Source organism: Tepidiforma thermophila (assembly GCF_002563855.1).
In the GTDB taxonomy this organism is placed as follows: Bacteria; Chloroflexota; Dehalococcoidia; order Tepidiformales; family Tepidiformaceae; genus Tepidiforma; species Tepidiforma thermophila.
This window is the reverse complement of record NZ_PDJQ01000001.1, coordinates 2,518,029-2,536,690: the sequence shown is the minus strand read 5'-3', so window position 1 is coordinate 2,536,690 and position 18,662 is coordinate 2,518,029. Positions and strand designations below refer to the sequence as shown.

21 protein-coding genes and 1 tRNA gene are annotated in these 18,662 nt (G+C 67.9%); 20 read left to right on the top strand and 2 right to left on the bottom strand.

Annotated features, from left to right (window positions below; all coding sequences use genetic code 11):
- Positions 1-2: 2 nt before the first annotated feature.
- From A9A59_RS12335 to A9A59_RS12320, 4 genes are all read left to right on the top strand, one after another.
- Positions 3-887 (top strand): carbohydrate ABC transporter permease, encoded by an 885-nt coding sequence (locus A9A59_RS12335; RefSeq protein ID WP_098504552.1) that lies wholly within the window; start codon positions 3-5, stop codon positions 885-887.
- An 86-nt stretch (positions 888-973) separates the two neighbouring features.
- A complete protein-coding gene (locus A9A59_RS12330; RefSeq protein ID WP_098504551.1) occupies positions 974-2,350 on the top strand; it encodes an ABC transporter substrate-binding protein in 1,377 nt (458 codons plus the stop codon).
- A 69-nt stretch (positions 2,351-2,419) separates the two neighbouring features.
- Positions 2,420-3,526 (top strand): ABC transporter ATP-binding protein, encoded by a 1,107-nt coding sequence (locus A9A59_RS12325; protein ID WP_098504550.1) that lies wholly within the window; start codon positions 2,420-2,422, stop codon positions 3,524-3,526.
- A gap of 80 nt (positions 3,527-3,606) precedes the next feature.
- Complete coding sequence (locus A9A59_RS12320) at positions 3,607-4,698, top strand: Zn-dependent alcohol dehydrogenase (RefSeq protein ID WP_098504549.1); 1,092 nt, start codon at positions 3,607-3,609, stop codon at positions 4,696-4,698.
- A gap of 108 nt (positions 4,699-4,806) precedes the next feature.
- Here A9A59_RS12320 and A9A59_RS12315 read toward each other — a convergent pair whose 3' ends face one another.
- Positions 4,807-5,280 carry a redoxin domain-containing protein gene (locus tag A9A59_RS12315; protein WP_165772716.1) on the bottom strand — a complete coding sequence of 158 codons (474 nt, stop codon included), beginning with the start codon at positions 5,278-5,280 and terminating at the stop codon, positions 4,807-4,809.
- Between the two features lie 146 nt (positions 5,281-5,426).
- Between A9A59_RS12315 and sodN the strand changes: the two genes are divergently transcribed.
- The 12 genes from sodN to A9A59_RS12260 all read left to right on the top strand — a co-directional run bounded on the left by sodN (position 5,427) and on the right by A9A59_RS12260 (position 11,851).
- Complete coding sequence (gene sodN, locus A9A59_RS12310; RefSeq protein ID WP_098504547.1) at positions 5,427-5,873, top strand: superoxide dismutase, Ni; 447 nt, start codon at positions 5,427-5,429, stop codon at positions 5,871-5,873.
- A gap of 108 nt (positions 5,874-5,981) precedes the next feature.
- Positions 5,982-7,298 carry a signal recognition particle protein gene (ffh, locus tag A9A59_RS12305; RefSeq protein ID WP_098504546.1) on the top strand — a complete coding sequence of 439 codons (1,317 nt, stop codon included), beginning with the start codon at positions 5,982-5,984 and terminating at the stop codon, positions 7,296-7,298.
- Between the two features lie 100 nt (positions 7,299-7,398).
- Entirely contained in the window at positions 7,399-7,704 is a 306-nt protein-coding gene (rpsP, locus tag A9A59_RS12300; protein ID WP_098504545.1) for a 30S ribosomal protein S16, read from the top strand.
- Between the two features lie 2 nt (positions 7,705-7,706).
- On the top strand, positions 7,707-7,952 hold the full coding sequence (locus tag A9A59_RS12295; protein WP_278286906.1) for a KH domain-containing protein: 246 nt from the start codon (positions 7,707-7,709) through the stop codon (positions 7,950-7,952).
- Positions 7,953-8,002: 50 nt separating this feature from the next.
- Complete coding sequence (gene rimM / locus A9A59_RS12290) at positions 8,003-8,527, top strand: ribosome maturation factor RimM (RefSeq protein WP_165772715.1); 525 nt, start codon at positions 8,003-8,005, stop codon at positions 8,525-8,527.
- 105 nt (positions 8,528-8,632) lie between these two features.
- A complete protein-coding gene (locus tag A9A59_RS14160; RefSeq protein ID WP_165772714.1) occupies positions 8,633-8,803 on the top strand; it encodes a hypothetical protein in 171 nt (56 codons plus the stop codon).
- A 73-nt stretch (positions 8,804-8,876) separates the two neighbouring features.
- Positions 8,877-8,952, top strand: a tRNA-Ala gene (locus A9A59_RS12285).
- A gap of 46 nt (positions 8,953-8,998) precedes the next feature.
- Positions 8,999-9,334, top strand: a complete 336-nt coding sequence (locus A9A59_RS12280) for a 2Fe-2S iron-sulfur cluster-binding protein (protein ID WP_165772713.1) — start codon at positions 8,999-9,001, stop codon at positions 9,332-9,334.
- Position 9,335: 1 nt separating this feature from the next.
- Entirely contained in the window at positions 9,336-9,578 is a 243-nt protein-coding gene (locus A9A59_RS12275) for a 4Fe-4S dicluster domain-containing protein (protein WP_098504542.1), read from the top strand.
- A 44-nt stretch (positions 9,579-9,622) separates the two neighbouring features.
- Positions 9,623-10,546 (top strand): LysR family transcriptional regulator, encoded by a 924-nt coding sequence (locus A9A59_RS12270; RefSeq protein ID WP_098504541.1) that lies wholly within the window; start codon positions 9,623-9,625, stop codon positions 10,544-10,546.
- A 41-nt stretch (positions 10,547-10,587) separates the two neighbouring features.
- Positions 10,588-11,181 (top strand): nucleotidyltransferase family protein, encoded by a 594-nt coding sequence (locus A9A59_RS12265; protein WP_098504540.1) that lies wholly within the window; start codon positions 10,588-10,590, stop codon positions 11,179-11,181.
- A 1-nt stretch (position 11,182) separates the two neighbouring features.
- A complete protein-coding gene (locus A9A59_RS12260; protein ID WP_098504539.1) occupies positions 11,183-11,851 on the top strand; it encodes an HAD family hydrolase in 669 nt (222 codons plus the stop codon).
- Positions 11,852-11,856: 5 nt separating this feature from the next.
- On the opposite strand, the gene A9A59_RS14365 is transcribed toward A9A59_RS12260, so the two are convergent.
- Entirely contained in the window at positions 11,857-11,982 is a 126-nt protein-coding gene (locus tag A9A59_RS14365; RefSeq protein WP_278286905.1) for a hypothetical protein, read from the bottom strand.
- A 206-nt stretch (positions 11,983-12,188) separates the two neighbouring features.
- Between A9A59_RS14365 and A9A59_RS12255 the strand changes: the two genes are divergently transcribed.
- From A9A59_RS12255 to A9A59_RS12240, 4 genes are all read left to right on the top strand, one after another.
- On the top strand, positions 12,189-12,506 hold the full coding sequence (locus A9A59_RS12255) for a YbjQ family protein (protein WP_098504891.1): 318 nt from the start codon (positions 12,189-12,191) through the stop codon (positions 12,504-12,506).
- A 76-nt stretch (positions 12,507-12,582) separates the two neighbouring features.
- Complete coding sequence (gene gap / locus A9A59_RS12250; protein WP_098504538.1) at positions 12,583-13,599, top strand: type I glyceraldehyde-3-phosphate dehydrogenase; 1,017 nt, start codon at positions 12,583-12,585, stop codon at positions 13,597-13,599.
- A gap of 141 nt (positions 13,600-13,740) precedes the next feature.
- Positions 13,741-18,285: a DUF2298 domain-containing protein gene (locus A9A59_RS12245; protein ID WP_098504537.1), complete on the top strand. Its 4,545-nt coding sequence runs from the start codon at positions 13,741-13,743 to the stop codon at positions 18,283-18,285.
- On the top strand, positions 18,275-18,658 hold the full coding sequence (locus A9A59_RS12240; RefSeq protein ID WP_165772712.1) for an eCIS core domain-containing protein: 384 nt from the start codon (positions 18,275-18,277) through the stop codon (positions 18,656-18,658). Before A9A59_RS12245 ends, A9A59_RS12240 begins: the two co-directional genes overlap by 11 nt.
- The last annotated feature ends 4 nt before the right edge of the window (positions 18,659-18,662 follow it).

The following is an 18,662-nucleotide window of genomic DNA, read 5'->3' as shown; positions in this document are numbered from 1 at the left end:
CAATGCAGGAGACGATTCGCTCGCATCACGGGACACGGGCGGCTCACGCCGCAGGAGTCCAGGTATCCAGCCGCCTCTCGCGCGTCGCCGCCTACGTCGCGGTCATCGTCGCCGTCGGCATCATCGTCCTCCCGCTCATCTGGATGCTCACCGCCTCGGTCAAGACCAGGCAGGAGATCTACACCCTCCCCGTCTCCTGGTGGCCCGAAACCTTCCGCTGGGAAAACTACCGCCAGGCCTGGACCGCCGTCCCCTTCGAACGCTTCTTCATCAATAGCCTCGTCACGACCTCCATCGGCAGCGCCCTCGAACTCGTCAACGGCGTCCTGACGGCCTACGCCCTCGTCTTCCTCCCCTTCCCGAAGAAGAACCTCATCTTCCTCATCGTCATCGCGGCCCTCATGGTGCCCTTCCAGGTCACCATCATCCCCAACTACGTCCTCGTCGCCGACCTCGGCTGGGTCAATACCTACCAGGGCATCATCATCCCCGGCGCCGCCGTCGCCTTTGGCGCGTTCCTCATGCGCCAGCAGTTTCTTTCCCTGCCGCGCGAAATCATCGAAGCGGCCCGCATCGACGGCGCCGGCCACCTCCGCATCCTCTGGCAAATCGTTCTCCCGATGTCACGCCCCGCGCTCGTCACCTTCGCCCTTATCTCCATCGTGGCGAAGTGGAACGAATACCTCTGGCCGCTCCTCGTCACGAACGACGCCAACCGCATGACCCTGCCTGTCGGGCTCACCCAGCTACAGCACTCCGAAGGGTCCAGCGAGTGGGGCGTTGTCATGGCCGGCGCCGTCATGGTCATCACCCCCGTCCTCCTCGTGTTCCTCTGGGCCCAGCGCCACATCGTCGAAGGCCTCACCTCCGGCTCCGTGAAAGGCTGACCCTCCCACCGGCGTACCCCGCCAGCCAGGCGGTTCGCAATGCAACGACCCATCCATACCTCAACCACACGTAAGGAGAGTTCACGATGACCACGATCTCCAGGCGCACCCTCCTGGGCATGGCCGGCGGCGCAGCCGCCCTCGGCCTTGTCGGCTGCGGCGGCGACGACGACGATACCGCCGAACCGACCGCGACAGCCCCCGGCTCCTCCGGCGGAACCGCCGCCAACCCCACCCCGACCCCCCGCGGCATCAAACCCGCCTCCGAAATCACCTACTGGAGCGTCCACCCGGCCAACTCGAAAGCCGTCGAAGAGGAGCTCATCAAGCGCTTCCAGGCCGCCTACCCCGACATCAAGGTCAAGCTCGAAACCGCTGGCGCCAACTACGCCGAAGTCTCCCAGAAGTTCAACGCCGGCCTCGCCGCCCGGCAGATCCCCGACGTCGTCATGCTCTCCGACGTCTGGTGGTTCAAGTACTTCCTCGCCGGCACCATCGAGCCGCTCGACGCCCTCATCGCCGAAGCCAAAATCGACCTCAGCGATTACCAGGACACCCTCGTTAAGGACTACCAGTACGACGGCAAGCAGTGGGGCATGCCCTTCGCCCGCAGCACCCCGCTCTTCTACTACAACAAAGAAAAGTGGGCGGCCGCCGGCCTTCCGGACCGCGGCCCCAAGACCTGGGACGAGTTCGACGAGTGGGCAAAGACCCTCCAGGCCATGGCCAAGCCCGGCGAGTTCGCCTTCACCCACGTCAAGGGCGACAGCTACATCGCCTGGACCTTTCAGGGCATCATCTGGCAGTTCGGCGGCCGCTACTCCGACGACAAATTCAAGATGCTGATGGACTCCCCTGAAGGGATCGAAGCCGGCAACTACGTCCGCAGCCAGGTCTTCAACCTCAAGTACGCCAACGTCACCGCGAAGGACGTCAACGCCGACTTCCTCGCCGGCACCACCTACTCCATGCTCTCCTCCACCGGCGGCCTCGCCGGCGTCCTCCGCGATGCCAAATTCCCCGTCGGCACCGCCTTCCTCCCCGAAAAAAAGCAGTTCGGCTGCCCCACCGGCGGCGCTGGCCTCTGCATCCCGAAGGCCATCTCCGACGAAAAGAAACTCGCCGCCATGCTCTTCATCGGCTTCATCACCAACCCCGAAAACACGGCCTACTACTCGCAGAACGTCGGCTACATGCCCGTCCGGAAGAGCGCCGTAAACGGCCCCATCATGCAGGAATTCTTCGCGAAATACCCCCAGTTCAAGACCGCGGTCGACCAGCTCCCCAAAACCCGCCCCCAGGACCCGGCCCGCGTCTATGTCCCCGGCGGCGATGCCATCATCGGCAAGGGCCTCGAACGCATGGTCCTGAACAATGAAGACGCGAAGAACGTCTGGCCCGACGTCAAGAAGGAACTCGAGAAGATCGTCGACACCGAAATCCGCCCCAAGATCAAGATCTAACCGTCCGTTCCCTACCCGGGCCCGCGCGGCACCACCGCGCGGGCCCGCGCATTCCCCGGGAGGTTGCCCATGGGCGTCGAATTCGACCGCGTCTCCAAGCACTTCGGCGCCGTCCGCGCCGTCGATAACCTCAGCCTGGCCGTCGAAGATGGTGAGTTCCTCGTCCTCGTCGGCCCCTCCGGCTGCGGGAAAACCACCGCCCTCCGGATGGTCGCCGGGCTCGAAACCCCCACCGCCGGTGATATCCGCATCGACGGCCGCTCCGTCCTCGGCGTCGAACCCCGCGACCGCGACATCGCCATGGTCTTCCAGTCGTACGCGCTCTACCCCCACATGAGCGTCTACGACAACCTCGCCTTCGGCATGCGCCAGCGGAAAGTCTCCCGCGCCGAGATCGATGCCCGCGTCCGCGAAGTCGCCGACATGCTCGCCATCACCCCGCTCCTCCAGCGGCGCCCGCGCGAACTCTCCGGTGGGCAGCGGCAGCGCGTCGCCCTCGGCCGCGCCATCGCCCGCCGCCCCCGCGTCTTCCTCATGGACGAGCCCCTCAGTAACCTCGACGCTCAGCTCCGCCTGCACACCCGCGCTGAGCTGAGCGAACTGCACCGCCGCCTCCAGACCACCGTCATCTACGTCACCCACGACCAGGTCGAAGCCATGACCATGGGCACCCGGATCGCCGTCATGCGCGACGGCGTCCTCCAGCAGGTTGCCGAACCCCAGCGCCTCTACGATGAGCCGGCCAACACCTTCGTGGCCAGCTTCATCGGCAGCCCCGCCATGAACCTCCTCCGCGGCGAACTCCGGGCCGAGGGCGGCCAGCTCCGCTTCGAAGCACCGGCCATCGCCCTCACGCTTCCCCCGGCCTTCGCGCCGGTCCCCGCCGGGCCGATCGTGCTCGGCATCCGCCCCGAAGGCTTCGAGCGCCGGCCCGTCCCGGCCCCCGGCCCCATCACCGGGACCGTCGTCCTCGTCGAACCCCACGGCCCCGACCTCTACGTCACCGTCGATGCCTCCGGCCAGTCCGTCACCGCCCGGCTCGACCCGGCGTGCGCCGTCCACCCCGGCGACACCATCGCCCTCGTGCCGGACGGCCGCGGCATCCACTGCTTCGACCACGAGACCGGCCGCCGCCTCGCCGGCGCCCCCGCCGACCGTGCGCTCCCCGTCGCCTGAAACCCGGCAACACCGCGCTTGACGCCGCACCTACCGGGCGGAAAAATCGCCATGCTTCAAGAAGGAGGAGCCCTACACCCATGAACGTCAAAGCAGCGGTCCTGTACGCCCCCAACCAGCCCCTCGCCATCGAAGAGATCGAACTCGACGAACCCCAGGCCGGCGAGGTCCTCGTCAAAACCGCCGTCACCGGTGTCTGCCACTCCGACCTCCACTTCATGGAGGGCAAGTGGCTCTATCCCATGCCCGTCGTCCTCGGCCACGAGTCCGCTGGCGTCGTCGCCAAGGTCGGCCCCGGCGTTACCAACGTCAAAGAAGGCGACCGCGTCGTCGTCGCCTTCGTCCAGTCCTGCGGCACCTGCAACCGCTGCGTCACCGGCCGGCCCAACCTCTGCGAAAACACCCAGGCCCTCAACCGCATGGGCCGCGTCAAGCTCAAGGGCCAGCCCATCATGCAGTTCGCCGGCATGTCCGCCTTCGCCGAATACCAGCTCGTCAGCGCCAACGCCTGCGTCCACGTCCCCGAAGGCGTCCCCATGCGCGCCGCCGCCCTTGTCGGCTGCAGCGTCATGACCGGCGTCGGCGCCGTCACCAACACCGTCAAGCTCCAGGCTGGCCAGACCGTCGCCGTCGTCGGCTGCGGCGGCGTCGGCCTCAACATCATCCAGGGCGCTAAGATCGCCGGCGCCTCCCGCATCATCGCCGTCGACCTCCTCGAATCAAAGCTCGCCGCCGCGAAAGAGTTCGGCGCCACCGACGTCGTCGACGCTTCCAAGGGCGACGCCGTCCAGCAGGTCATCGCCATGACCAACGGCGGCGTCGACTATGCCTTCGAAGCCATCGGCCTCATGAAGACCGCCCAGCAGGCCTTCGAAATGGCCCGTCGCGGCGGCCAGGCCGTCATCGTCGGCATGCTCCCCCTCACCGAGCAGCTCACCATCCCGAACGCCGGCATGGCCTTCCTCGGCGAAAAAGGCATCGTCGGCTCCTTCTACGGCTCCACCCGCCAGACCTACGACATGCCCTGGCTCATGGAGCTCTACCGCCAGAAGCGCCTCAAGATCGACGAGCTCATCTCCCGCGAGTACACCCTCGACCAGATCAACGAGGCCTACGACGCCCTCAAGAAGGGCGAAGTCAACCGCTCCGTCATCGTCTTCAACGGCGCCTGACGGTCCCGCTGTACAGCGAACACGCAAAGGCGGCGCACCTCGCCCGAGGGGCGCCGCCTCTGTAGCATTCCGCCGGCGGCCCGGCGCCGGCCTGCGAGAGCCCCCCGCTCAGCCCTTGGCGCAGGCAACCACCGGGTCGTAGTCCGGGATGTCCGTAATCTTCTCCGTCGGCTGAATCCAGGCCACCTTCCCGTTCTTGTCCACCACGATCACCACCCGGTTCGCGATCCCGCGCCCCTCGATCAGCACGCCGTACTTCCGCGCCGTCTCGCCCAGCGGGTTGAAGTCGCTCAGGATCGGGAAGTCCACCCCGAGCTCCTTCTTCCACGCCGCCTGCGCCCAGGGCCCGTCGCTCGAAATCACCACAGGAATGGCGCCCTGCGCCTCGAACTCCTTCCGCTTCTGCTCGATGAGCGGCAGCTGGTTGCTGCATACCGGCGAAAATGCTGCCGGCACGAAGTTGATAATCACCGCATTCTTGCCCCGGTAGTCCGAAAGGCGAAACTTCTCGCCTGCCGGGCTCATCGGCAGCTCAAAGTCCGGTGCCTCGTCCCCGACCTTCAGGGTTGCTGTCTCTGCCACGGGATACCCCCATTCCTTAAAAGTGTGCCGCTCGATCGTACAGGCTCCCGTGTTGCCGCGTCTGCCCGGCGCCTGCAGCCGTCCGCCGCGGCCGCCTATAATCGCTGGTGGCACTCGCACCATCCCACCAGGAGTAACCACAGGCCATGAACCTTCTCCGCTTCCTCCGCCCAACGACCATCGCCCACGCCCACTGCGATGGCCCCTGCGGCGTCTACGACCCGGCCGCGGCCCGTATCGCCGCCGAAGCCGTCCTCTCCATGGAAAAGAAAATCGCAGCCCTCGGCGACGCCCAGGACCTCGCCACCGTCAACACCCGCACCCGCTTCATCGCCATCAAGGAGCAGCAGGCCGAGCTCGTCAAGAAGGAGCTCGACATCCTCTGGCACGACTACTTCAAGCCCGAGCACCTCGAGAAGTACCCCAACCTCCACGACATCATCTGGAAGGCCGCCAAGGCCGCCTCGAAGTGCAAGCACGAATCAAACCCCGCGAACGGTGAAGCCCTCCTGAAGGCTATCGAAGAAGTCCACAACATCTTCTGGGCCACCAAGAACCGCACCGACGTCCCCTTCTACCGCGCCAACCCCTAGGCCGCGCCCTTTCCCAGGCGGTCGGGACCACAGCGGGCGGGCTCCTGCTTCGGGAGCCCGCCCGTCACATCTGCCCCGTGTCCGCTCCGCCCGCTACACTGGTAGCAGATGTTCGAAACACTCACCGAACGGCTCCAGGGCGCCTTCAAGAAGTTCGGCTCACGCGGCATCGTCACCGAAGAAGACCTCGACCAGGCCCTGCGCGAGGTCCGGATGGCCATGCTCGAGGCCGACGTCAACTTCCGCGTCGTCCGCGAATTCACCCAGCGCGTCCGCGAAAAAGCCCTCGGCGCCGAAGTCCTTCGCAGCCTCACCCCTGCCCAGCAGGTCATCGACATCGTCCACCAGGAGCTGGTCGACATGCTCGGCGGCGAGGCGCCGAAGCTCGCCACCGCCTCCCGCCCGCCCACGGTCATCATGCTCGTTGGCCTCCAGGGCTCCGGCAAAACAACGAGCGCGGCCAAGCTGGCCAACCTCCTCAAGAAGCAGCGCCTCCGCCCGCTCCTCGCCGCCTGCGACATTTACCGCCCCGCCGCCGTCGACCAGCTCGTCACCCTGGCCCGCGCACTCGACGTGCCCATCCACGAAGAGGGCACCTCCGTCGGGCCCGCCGTCATCGCCCAGAATGCGCTCGAAAAAGCAAAGCGCATGGGGGCCACCCACCTCATCGTCGACACCGCCGGCCGCCTCCACATCGACGAAGACATGATGAACGAGGTGGCCGAGCTGCGCCGCCTGCTCCAGCCCGAGGAAGTCCTCTTCGTCGCCGACGCCATGGCCGGCCAGGACGCCGTCAATGCCGCCAAAGAGTTCCATGAGCGCGTCGGCACCACAGGGCTCATCCTCACGAAAATGGACGGCGACGCCCGCGGCGGCGCCGCACTCAGCATCCGCGCCGTCACCGGGGTCCCCGTTAAGTTCATCGGCGTCGGCGAAAAAGCCGATGCCCTCGAGCCCTTCTACCCCGACCGCCTCGCCAGCCGCATCCTCGGCATGGGCGACCTCCTCACCCTCATCGAGAAGGCCAAGGAAACCATGGGCGAGGAGGACACCGAGGCCTTCAAAGAAAAGCTCAAGAAGGGCACCTTCGACCTCCAGGACTTCATCGAGCAGCTCCGCAAAGTCCGCAAAATGGGCCCGCTCGGCCAGCTCGTCTCCATGCTGCCCGGCTTCAACCGTATCAAGATGCAGCTCCAGGTCGACGAAATCGACGACCGCTTCTTCGCCCAGGCCGAGGCCATCGTCCTCTCCATGACCCCCTGGGAGCGCCGCCACCCCGAAAAAATCGACGGCAAGCGGCGCAAGCGCATCGCCCGCGGCAGCGGCACCGACCCGGCCCAGGTCAACCAGCTGCTCAAGCAGTTCTTCGAGGCCCGCAAGATCGCCAAAACCCTCAGCACCGGCAAAATGCCCCTCTTCCGCTGATGCCCGCCATGCCCGTGCGTGGACCTAACGGCGTCATGTCGTATCCTCATACCCACCGCCAATCCCGTCCGCCTGTGGCGGGCGTTCCCCAGGAGCTTCCATGATTCGCATCCGCCTCCGGCGCACCGGCAAGAAGGGCTACCCGCTCTACCGCGTCGTCGTCGCCAACAGCCCCGACCGCCGCGATGGCCGCTTCATCGAAACCCTCGGGTCCTACGACCCCCACCAGGACCCGCCCCGCGTCACGATCAACGCCGACCGCGCCCGCGAATGGCTGAGCAAGGGCGCCCAGCCCTCCGAAGCAGCCGAGAAGATCCTCGTCCGGGCCGGCGTCCTCGAACGGAAGCCCCCGGTCGTGAAGAAAAAGGCCGCCCGCCCGGCAGCCTCCACTGATTCGGCCGAATAGCCATGCCCGAAACGATGACCGGCGAGCTCGTCGAATACCTCGCCAAAGTCCTCGTCGACCACCCTGAGGCCGTCAGCGTCACCGAAGAGGTCCACGGTGACCGCGTCACCGTTCACCTCACCGTCCACGAGGACGACTACGGCAAGGTCATCGGCAAAGGCGGCCGCATCGCCACCTCCCTCCGCACGCTCGCCAAGGTCGCCGCAGTTCGCGAAGACGTCCGCGTCAACGTGGAGATTGGCCACTGAGCGAACCCCCGGCCCCGGGAACGCCGCGTCCCCAGCGCCCCCGCAACCCGGTGACGCTCCCCGCCGAACCGCGCCCCGGCTACACCGCCGTCGCCCGCGTCCTCAGGCCCCACGCCCTCCGCGGTGAGCTCCGCGTCGAGGTCTTTTCCCCCACCGCCCGGAACATCCAGCGCGGGCGGCCCGTTTACCTCCAGGGCGTTCGCCGCATCGTCGAACGTGCCCGCCAGGCGGGCGATGACTGGATTATCAAGCTCTCCGGCCTCGATACCCGCACCCAGGTCGAACACCTCCACGGAGAGCTCATCGAAGCCCTCGATAGCGACGTCCTCCGCGACGACAGCGAGTCGTACTTCATCTACGAACTGATCGGCCTCGAGGTCGTCACCGCCTCCGGCGAATCGCTCGGCACCCTCGTCGAGGTCCTCCAGCCGGGCGCCAACGATGTCTACGTCGTCCACGGCGAACGCGGCGAAATCCTCGTGCCCGCGATCGGCCAGGTGGTCCAGGAGATCGACCTCGCCGCCCGCCGGGTTGTCATTACACCTTTGCCCGGCATGCTGGACGAAACGCCATAAACGATTGAAACCGTCTATACCCCCGACTACACTGACCCCGGCCGGTGGCGGGGTCCTTAGCCCCGGGCCAACTACCACATCCCGAATGACCCAGGGGGTAATTGCATGTCCAAGGCTGAAGCGCTCCAGGTGGTGAACGAATGCGTCCATCACTGGATCCTCGAACCTCCCCGCGGAGAGCTGACGCCCGGGCGCTGTAAAAAATGCGGCAAAGAGCGCGAGTTCACCGGCGAAACCTCCTACCGCATCGGCCGGGGCTCCTCGCACCGCTCCTGATCTAACCCCCACATCCCAGTTGACCCAGCTGCGAGCCGCTTCCTACGATGGAAGCGGCTCGTTCTGTTGGTGTGGGGACGTAGCTCATCTGGGAGAGCGCAGCATTCGCATTGCTGAGGTAAGGGGTTCGAGTCCCCTCGTCTCCACCAACCCCCGCCATCGACAGCCCCCGCCGCCGGCTCCAAAATACCGCCCGTGCACCGCGTCCGTGTCGAGCCCGGCGGCTTCGAATTTCTTGCCCCACATAACGAAACCGTCCTCGATGCCGCCAACGCCGCCGGCTACTACTGGCCCGTCGGCTGCAACCGCAACGGCGAATGCACCAACTGCGCCATGCTCGTCATTTCCGGCCTCGGGCGCCTCTCCGCCATGGGCCGCTTCGAGCGCGCCAACCTCATCCGCCAGCGCGGCCCCCGCTCCATCGAAGACCCCCGCCTCCGTCTCGCCTGCCAGGCCCGCGTCCTCGGCGACGTCATCGTCGAAAAAACCGGCGTCTTCCCCGACCCCTTCGCCGCAAAGGAACTCCGCTAACATGCCCTACGTCATCACCGAGCCCTGTATCGGCGTCAAAGATGCCTCCTGCGTCGATGTCTGCCCCGTCGATTGCATCCACACCACCGACGACGCCCCCCAGTACTACATCAACCCCGACCAGTGCATCGACTGCGCCGCCTGCGAACTCGCCTGCCCGGTCAGCGCCATCGCCCACGACGCCGCCCTCGAGGGCGACATGCGCAGGTACATTGAGATCAACGCGAACTTCTACCGTTCCTGAGCGTTACCCTAGAGTGAGACGGCATCCCGCCGTGGAGTAACCCTGTGGAACTCGCACAGCTCGAAGCGTTCATCCAGGTCGCGCACCACCGCTCCTTCAGCCGTGCAGCCGAGGCGCTCTTCCTCACCCAGCCCTCCGTCACCGCCCGCATCCAGTCCCTCGAGCGGGAGCTCGGCGAACGCCTCTTTGAGCGCACCGGCCGGAGCGTCACCCTCACCGATGCCGGCCGCGCCTTCATGCCCCATGCCCAGCGCGCCCTCACCGCCGTCCAGGAGGGCACCGACGCCATCGAGGCCGTCCGCCACGGCGAAGTCGGCACCATCCGAATCGGCGCCTCCACCTCCATCGCAACCTACGTCCTCCCCCGCATCCTCAAAAAATTCCGCGAAGTCCGCCCGCGCGTCCACATCCACCTCGCAACGGGCCAGACCGAAGACATCATCGACTCCCTCCTCGCCGGCGAGTTCCATGTCGCCGTCACCCGCCTCGCCCAGCACCCCGAAATCCAGTCCCTCCACCTCTACAACGACGACCTCGCCCTCGTCGTCCCGGCCGACCATCCCTTCGCCCAGAAAGGCAAAGTTTCCATTGCCGAAGCCGCTCGCCAGCCCTTCCTCTTCTTCGAACGCGGCTCCAGCTACCACAGCCTCGTCTACTCCATGTTTCTCCGCGCCGGCGTCGTCCCCGAGTCCGTCATGGAACTCGACGACATGGAAACCACCAAGCACATGGTCGAGGCCGGCCTCGGTGTCGCCATCCTCCCCGTTGTCTCCTTCGAACGGGAGCGCGAGCGCGGCACCCTCGCCCGCGTCGAAATCCGCGAAATGGAGCAGCCCGCCCAGCGCGAAGTCGGCGTCCACATCCTCCGGAACCGGATCCTCGCCCCGCCGATCCACGAATTCCTGCGCATCCTCACACAGGAATTCGGCATCGAAAACACCCTCCTCGCCGCGCCTGCCCGCCCCTGACCTTCGCCCGCAACCGGCAGAGAACATAGACTGATACCGACATGAACTCCGCAATCATCCTCGCCGCCGGCATCTCCCAGCGCATGGGCACCCTCAAACCCCTCCTCGACTGGGGCGGTCAGCCCCTCGTCCGCTACGAAGTCGAACAGTTCTGGCAGGCCGGCGCCGATGAGGTCATCGTCGTCCTCGGCTACCGCGCCGACGACGTCTCCCGCCAGCTCCGCGGCATCCCCTGCCGCATCATGTTCAACCCCCGGTTCCAGCTCGGCCGCGCCGGCTCCCTCCGCATCGGCGCCAAGGCTGCCAACCGCGACGCCGACCGCATCCTGGTCCAGGACGTCGACCAGCCCCGGCCGGCCTCCTTCCTCCGCACCCTCTACGAGGCGCACACCCCCGAGGCCGACTACACCATCCCCGTGCACAACGGCCGCCACGGGCATCCCGTTGTCGTCGCCGGCCGCCTCCGCGAAGAGCTCATGCGCGCCGACGACGCCACGGAAGGCCTCCGCGGCATCCTCCGCGCTCACCACGACCGCCACACCGAAGTCGACGCCGGCGACCTCCTCGACCTCACCTTCAACACCCCCGAGGAGTACCAGGCCGCGCGCGACCGCTTCTTCGCCGCCGTCCGCTGAGATGCCCCTCGTCGGGAGCGGCCGCCCCCACCCGCGGCTCGTCATCTTCGACCTCGACCGCGCGATCATCGACGCCCGCCCGGCCTTCGCCTACACCATCGAAGAGGCCGTCGCCGCCGTCACCGGCCGCCGAGTCTCCGCGCGCGACCTCGCCGATGCCTACCACACCCGGCCCTGGCGGGACGCCCTCCGCATCCTGCTCGATGACCCGCATGAGCGCGACGCCGCCGAAAACCTCTGTCTCCAGTACGCCGCGCGAAGCGCCCTCAAGCGGCTCCTCGTCTTCGAGGGCGTCGGTATGGCCCTCGACGCCCTCCGGGCCGAGCAGATTGATATGGCGGCCATCACCCGCCATCCCTACGCGCTCGCCCGCAAGCAGGTCGAGTCAACCGGGCTCGACCGCTTCTTCTCCCTCGTCATGCCCCCGCCAGAGGGCCGATTCGACCCTCCGGCCCAGCTCGGCGAATGCTTCCGCCTCCTCGAAACCGCGCCGGCCGAATCCGCCGTCGTCGCCCCGGGCCGCTTCGAACGCTCGGCCGCCGAGCGCGTCGGCGCCGTCGCCGTCACCGCAGCCTGGGCCGTCGAACACGACCCCGGCGACCTCAGCGTCGCAGCGCCCGGCGAACTCCTGGAGGCGCTCCTCCGTCGCTGGGAGGGCCGCCCCCGCTGACCGCCTTACCGGCCGGCGGCCGCGCGCGCCCGCGGCTCCACCAGGGCGTGGCAGCCAGGGCAGTAGGTCAGCTCGCGGGCCGAGGTGAACTCCAGCTCGCACTTCGGGCAGGTCACCAGCTTGCGCTTCATCGCAATCTCTCCGTTGCGGGGTTCACCCCCAGCATCGGCTCCCCCGGCCGCGGCAGGTAGGGGCATTTCGGCATCGATTTGCCGATAACCATACACAGGGGCTATGGATGCATAATCTCAGGTGAACAACAGGGGAACGGCGTCGTCCGCTAGACTGGTGCCAGCCGCTCCACCATGTGCACCTGCGACAGGAGGTACCCGTGAGCATCATCCTAACCACCACCAACGCCATCGAAGGCCGCCCCGTCCAGCAGTACCTCGGTATCGTCGCCGGCGAGGTCATCCTCGGCGTCAACGTCTTCAAGGACATCGCCGCCGGCTTCCGCAACATCGTCGGCGGCCGCTCCGGCAAGTACGAAGAAGAGCTGCGCAAAGGCCGCGATGGCGCCATCGCCGAGATGCTCCAGTACGCACAGCAGCTCGGCGCCGATGCCGTCCTTGGCATCAAACTCGACTACGAAACCGTCGGCGGCGGCCAAATGCTCATGATCACCGCCTCTGGAACCGCCGTGAAGCTCGCCTGACCCCGGCGCCGCAGGTGGAACGTTAGTCTTCGCCCGCTAGGCTACAAAGCCGAACCACCCCACCCGGAGGGACCCCGTGGCCACCAAAATCGGCATCAACGGCTTCGGACGCATCGGCCGGCAGGTCTTCAAGGCCATCACGGACCGCTACGCCGGCACCCTCGAAGTCGTCGCCATCAACGACCTCGTCGATACCGACGTCAACGCCAACCTGCTCAAGTACGATTCCAACTACGGGCGCTGGCACCGCGACATCCGCGCCGAAAAGGACGCCCTCGTCATCGATGGGCACACCGTCCGCGTCTTCGCTGAGCGCGACCCCGGCGCCATCCCCTGGGGCTCGGTCGGCGCCGAGATCGTCATCGAATCGACCGGCCTCTTCACCGACGCTACGAAGGCCGCCGCGCACCGCCGCGATTCGGTCAAGAAAGTCCTCATCTCCGCCCCGGCCAAGAACGAAGACGTCACCATCGTCCTCGGCGTTAACGCCGACCGGTACGACCCCGCCAGGCACCACATCATCTCCAACGCTTCCTGCACCACCAACGGCCTCGCCCCGGTCGTCAAGGTCATCGTCGATAACCTCGGCCTCATCAAAGGCCAGATGACCACCATTCACTCCTACACCAACTCCCAGCAGATCCTCGACAAGGCAGCGGGCAAAGACCTCCGCGAAATGCGCGCCGGCGCACTCAACATCGTGCCAACCTCCACCGGCGCCGCCCGCGCCCTCAAGCTCGTCATCCCCGAGGTCGACGGCAAACTCGACGGCCTCGCCTACCGCGTCCCCACCCCCACCGTCTCCATCGTCGAAGTCGTCGCCCTCACCGAGAAAGAAACCACCGTCGATGCCCTGAACGACATCATCCGCGAAACCGCCGCCGAGAAGATGAAGGGCATCCTCGGCATCACCATGGACCCCGTCGTCTCCATGGACCTCAAGGGCGACGAGCGCTCCTCCATCGTCGATGGTCTCTGCACCAACGTCGTCGGCGGCAACCTCGTAAAAGTCGCCGCCTGGTACGACAACGAGTGGGGCTACGCCTGCCGCCTCGCCGACCTCGCCGCCTTCGTTGCGGAAAAGGGCCTCTAGCCCGCCCGTCTTCCCGCAATCCCCTCCGCGCCCCCGCCGCCCGGCGGGGGCGCGCCGCTTCGCGCTCACGGCATGCCGTGAGCGTTTCCTTTCCCGAGGCCGCCGCCCGCGTATCCTGTAGCCCACCACTGGGAGGAGCGCGTGGCCGAAACTTCGCCCGGGCACCTTGCCGTCCGCCAGCGCATGGCCGCCCTGCGTACCGGCGCCGCCGGGCGGCTCCTCACCTGGCGCCTCGGCCTCGCTCTCGTCCTCCTGCTCGGCGCAGCGCTCCGCTTCCACGGCCTCGGCTGGGACCAGCCCCCCGAAGCCGACTACCCCCTCCAGATGCACCCCGACGAGCGCTTCCTCTCCCTCGTCGCCGACCGCCTCGATTGGCCCTCCTCCCTCTCCGCCTACTTCGACACCGCCCGCAGCCCCCTCAACCCCTATAACGACGGACAGACGAACTCCTACGTCTACGGCACCTTCCCGCTCTTCCTCGTCAAAGCCGTCGCCACGCTCCGCGGCGACGACCCCGCCGGCCCCGGCAACTCCTACGTCACCACCGTCGTCTCCGGCCGGCAGGTCACCGCTGCCTTCGACGTCCTCGCTATCCTGCTCGTCTTCCTGCTCGGCGCCGCCCTTGCCGGCCGCCGCATCGGCCTCCTCGCTGCCCTCCTCTACGCGCTCGCCGTCCTCCCCACGCAGCTCGCCCATTTCTGGACCATGGACCCCTTCCTGAACGTCTTCGCATTACTGACCCTCCTCCTCTCGGTCCACTGGGTCCGCGCCGAGGGAGCCCGCGGCTGGTGGCTCGCCGCCGGCATCGGCGTGAGCGTCGGCCTCGCCACCGCCTGCAAGGTCAACGGCGCCATCTTCGCCGCCGTCCCGGCCCTCGCCTTCGCCCTCCGCATCCTCCTCTGGGATATCCGCCGCGCCCCCGCCTCCTGGAACGGCGAGCGCCCGCCGGCCCGCCCGGGCTCCTCCTGGCTCAGCGACCTCTCCATGCTCTGCATGGCTGGAGCCCTCTCCCTCGTCGTCTTCCGCATCGCCCAGCCCTACGCCTTCGCCGGCCCCAATCCCTGGGACTTCGCCCTCAACCAGCAGTGGTGGGACGACATCCAGCGCGAGCGTAACTTCCAGCAGGGCAACGTCGACTATCCGCCGTTTGTCCAGTTTGCCGGCACCACGCCCTTCTTGGCTGCCCTCCGCAACATCACCCTTTGGGGCCTGGGCCCCGCCCTTGCCGCTACCGCCTTCGCCGGCCTGGCGGCGGCAGCCGTCCGCGCTGCGCGCACCCGCGACCTCGCCCTCGTCCTGCCGGCCGTCTTCGCACTCCTCGTGCTCGGCTTCTGGGGCCCCCGCTTCGTCGCCTTCATGCGCTACTTCCTGCCGATGTACCCCGTCCTCTGCCTTTTCGCGGCCTGGGGGCTTGTCCGTCTCGCCGAAATGGCCCGGGACGGCTGGTCGATCCGCCTCCCGCGGCGGGTGCTCCGGGTCGAGCCGCGACGCGCCCGGCCTGCAGCGCTCGCGGCCTTCGCCGTCGTTCTCGCCGCCTCCACGTGGTGGGCGCTCGCCTTCCAGCGCGTCTACCTCGAAGAGCACCCTCGCATCGCCGCCACCCGCTGGGTCTACGCGAACGTGCTGCCCGGGAAGGCCATCACCACCGAAATCTGGGACGACCCTGTCCCCTGGGACTTCCCCGGCCGCGAACGCCAGTACCGCCTCGTCGAACTCGACGTGTACCGCACCGACTCGCCCGAGAAGATCCGCGAGCTCGTCTTCGGCACCCCGGACAACCCGAACCGGCCCGGCCTCGCCGGCGCCGACTACGTCGCCGTCACCTCGAACCGAGTCCGCGACTCGGTCGCCAAACTGGAGCGCGAGTACCCCGCCACCATCCGTTACTACCGCCTGCTCGAAACGGGCGAACTCGGCTTTGAGCGCGTCGCCACCTTCCGCGTTCGCCCGTCCTTCCTCGGCATCTCGGTCGACGACTCCGGGGCCGAAGAATCCTTCACCGTCTACGACCACCCCGAAGTCCGCATCTACCGCAAAACCGCCGCCTTCGACCCCAATCGCGCCTACGCGCTCCTCTCGGAGGCGCGGCCCGAAGCCGCCGTCAACCTCCTGCCCCGCCAGGGCCGCACGAACGGGCTCCAGTTCACCGCCGCCGAAGCCGCCGCCCAGCAGTCCGGGGGCACCTTTACCGACGTCTTCAGCGCGCCCCGCTGGATGAACCGCACCGCCTGGTTCTGGTGGCTCCTCTGGCTCGAAGCATCGGCGCTTGCTGCACTCCCGTGGGTCACCTGGCTCTTTCGGCCGCTCGCAGGCCGCGGCTACGGCCTCGCCAAACTCCTCGGTCCGCTCGCGGTGGTCCTCCTGGTCTGGCTCCTCGTCGCCTGGGGCCCCGTCGAATTCTCCCGGGCGCTCGCCTGGGCAGCATTTGCCGCCTGCACCATCGCGGGCCTCGCCTTCGGCATCGCCCGCCGGCGCACGCTGCTCGCCGACGCCCGTGAAAGCTGGCGAAACTGGCTCGCCGCCGAAGCGGTCTTCCTCGCTGCCTTTTTCGCCTTCCTCCTCCTGCGCGCCGCCAACCCCGACCTATGGCACCACCCCCAGGGCGGCGAAAAGCCGATGGAGATCGCCTACCTCACCGCCGTCGTCCGCTCATCCATCCTTCCGCCCTACGACCCCTGGTTCGCCGGCGGCAGCCTCAACTACTACTACATGGGTTGGTTCTACCTCGCGGTGCCCATCCGCGCCTTCGGCATCCTCCCCGAGTACGCCTTCAACCTCGGCGTGCCGACCTTCGCCGCAACTGCCGCCAGCGTCGCCTTCGCCGTCGTCAGCGCCCTCGTCGGCGCCGCCCGTCCCCACGCCGCGGCCGTCCGCCGCCGCGCTGCTGAGCCGCTCCTCGCCGGCATCCTCGCGGCGTTCTTCCTCGTCGCCATCGGCAATCTCGATGCCGCCCACCAGTGGATCGAGCGCCTCCAGGCCGCGAACAGCTCGTCGCTCGCCTCTGGAACGCCCGTGCTCGGCGGCGCGGTCGGCATCCTCGGCGGCCTCTGGCGCTGGCTGTTCGAGGGCGCCGCCCTGCCGCCCTTCGACTGGTGGCGCAGCTCCCGCGTCCACTTCGGCTCCTTCGATATCACCGAGTTTCCCTACTGGTCCTTCCTCTTCGCCGACCTCCACCCGCACCTCATGGGCATCCCCTTCTTCACCGCCCTCGCCGCTGTCGGCATCGCCCTCGTCATCGCCGCCGCCGGGGGCGATCGGACCCGCCCGTGGCTGCTCGCGGCGCTCGCCGGCCTCTTCGTCGGCCTCATCCGCACGGTCCACACCTGGGATTTCCCCACCGCCGCCCTGGTCGCCGCTGCGAGCATCCTCCTCGCCGCCCTCCTCGCACCGGGCCCCGTCGAGCGTCGCGCCTGGACCGCCCTCGGCCAGCTCGCCCTCGCCGGCGCCGTGGCCGTCGTGCTCTTCGCGCCATACAACGCCCGCTTCGAAACGTTCGACCCCGGCATCGTCCGCGCCCCCGAGACGACGAAGTTCCACCAGTTCGTCGTGCAGTACGGCGTCTTCCTCGCCATCGGATTCGCCTTCGTCGCCCTCCGCTGCCGCGAAGAGCTCGAAGCTCGCGGGTTCGACCCCGGCCGCAATCCGCTCCTCGCCATCGTTGCCGGCTGGCTCGAAGTTGGCTCCCTTGCCTTTTTCCTCGCCGGCCTCGCGGCCTTCACCTGGCCGTTCGGCCTCACGACCGTCGCCATGGCCCTCGTCGGCATCGTCTTCCTGCTCAACCTCGCCTGGCTCGAGTTTCGTCGCCCTGACCGCGACCTTCCCCGCCTTCTCGCCACCCTCCTGTACGCGCTCGCCCTCGCCATCGCCGCCGGCGTCGATGTCGTCACCCTCAAGAACGACATCGTGCGGATGAACACCGTCTTCAAGTTCGGCCTCCAGGCGTGGCACCTCTTCGCCCTCGCCTCCGGCTACGCCGCCTGGTACGTCGTCCGCGGCATCCTCGAGCGCATGCGCGGCGCCCCGCGGCCAGGCCGGGCCGCAGGCGGGCTCGTCCTCGCCGCCCTCGCGGGCATCGTCCTCGCATCCAGCCTTTTCCTCGTCTCCGGCACCCGCGCCCGCCAGCAGGCCCGCTTCGGCGATACCCCCCTCACGCTGAACGGTTTCGCCTTCTTCCAGCATGGGGTCTTCACCGAGCCCCGCGCCGAAAGCACGACCGCCGACGACGTCACCTTCCGCCTCGACGAGGACCTGCCCCTCATCCAGTGGCTCCGCCGGAACGTCGAGGGCTCCCCGGTCATCGTCGAAGCCGTCGGACCCCTTTACCGCTGGACCGGCCGCATCAGCCAGTACACCGGCCTGCCCGCCGTCATCGGCTGGGACTGGCACCAAATCCAGCAGCGCACAGACTACGCCCCCCTCGTCCAGGAGCGCCGCACCGAAGTCCAGCGCTTCTATACCGACCCCTCCACCGATTTCGCCGAGCGCTTCCTTCGCAAGTACAACGTCCAGTACGTCATCGTCGGCTCCGAAGAGCGCGTCCATGGCACCGAACCCGGCCTCGCGAAGCTCGCCGCCATGCCCGCGCTCAGCGAAGTCTTCCGCGATGGCCCCAACGTCATCTACCGCGTCGACCAGGCCCGGCTCGCAGCCGATATCCTCGCCCGCGACCTCGCCCGTGCGCCCTGACCCCGCCGTCGTCGATCTCCTCGCCGGGTGGGTGCCCCGGCCCGACCTCCAGGCCATGCGTATCGTCACCGGCCGCCCCTGGCGCTGGCTCCCTGCCCTCCTCGGCAGGACAGCGATCACGTTCGCACCCTTCGTCATCTTCCGCGCCGGCGGCTACCGGCCGTCGACGGCCGCGGGCCTCGCCCTCATCGCCCACGAAGCGATGCACCTTTCCCAGGCCCGCGAAATGGGCCGCCCGCGCTTTTACGCCCGCTACCTGCTCGGCCAGCTCCGGTCCGGCTTCCGGCACAGCCGTCACCCGCTCGAAATCCCCTGCATCCAGCTCCAGCGGCAGGTCCGCGCCGCCCTGCGCGAACGCGGCTGGCCTGGCTGACCCC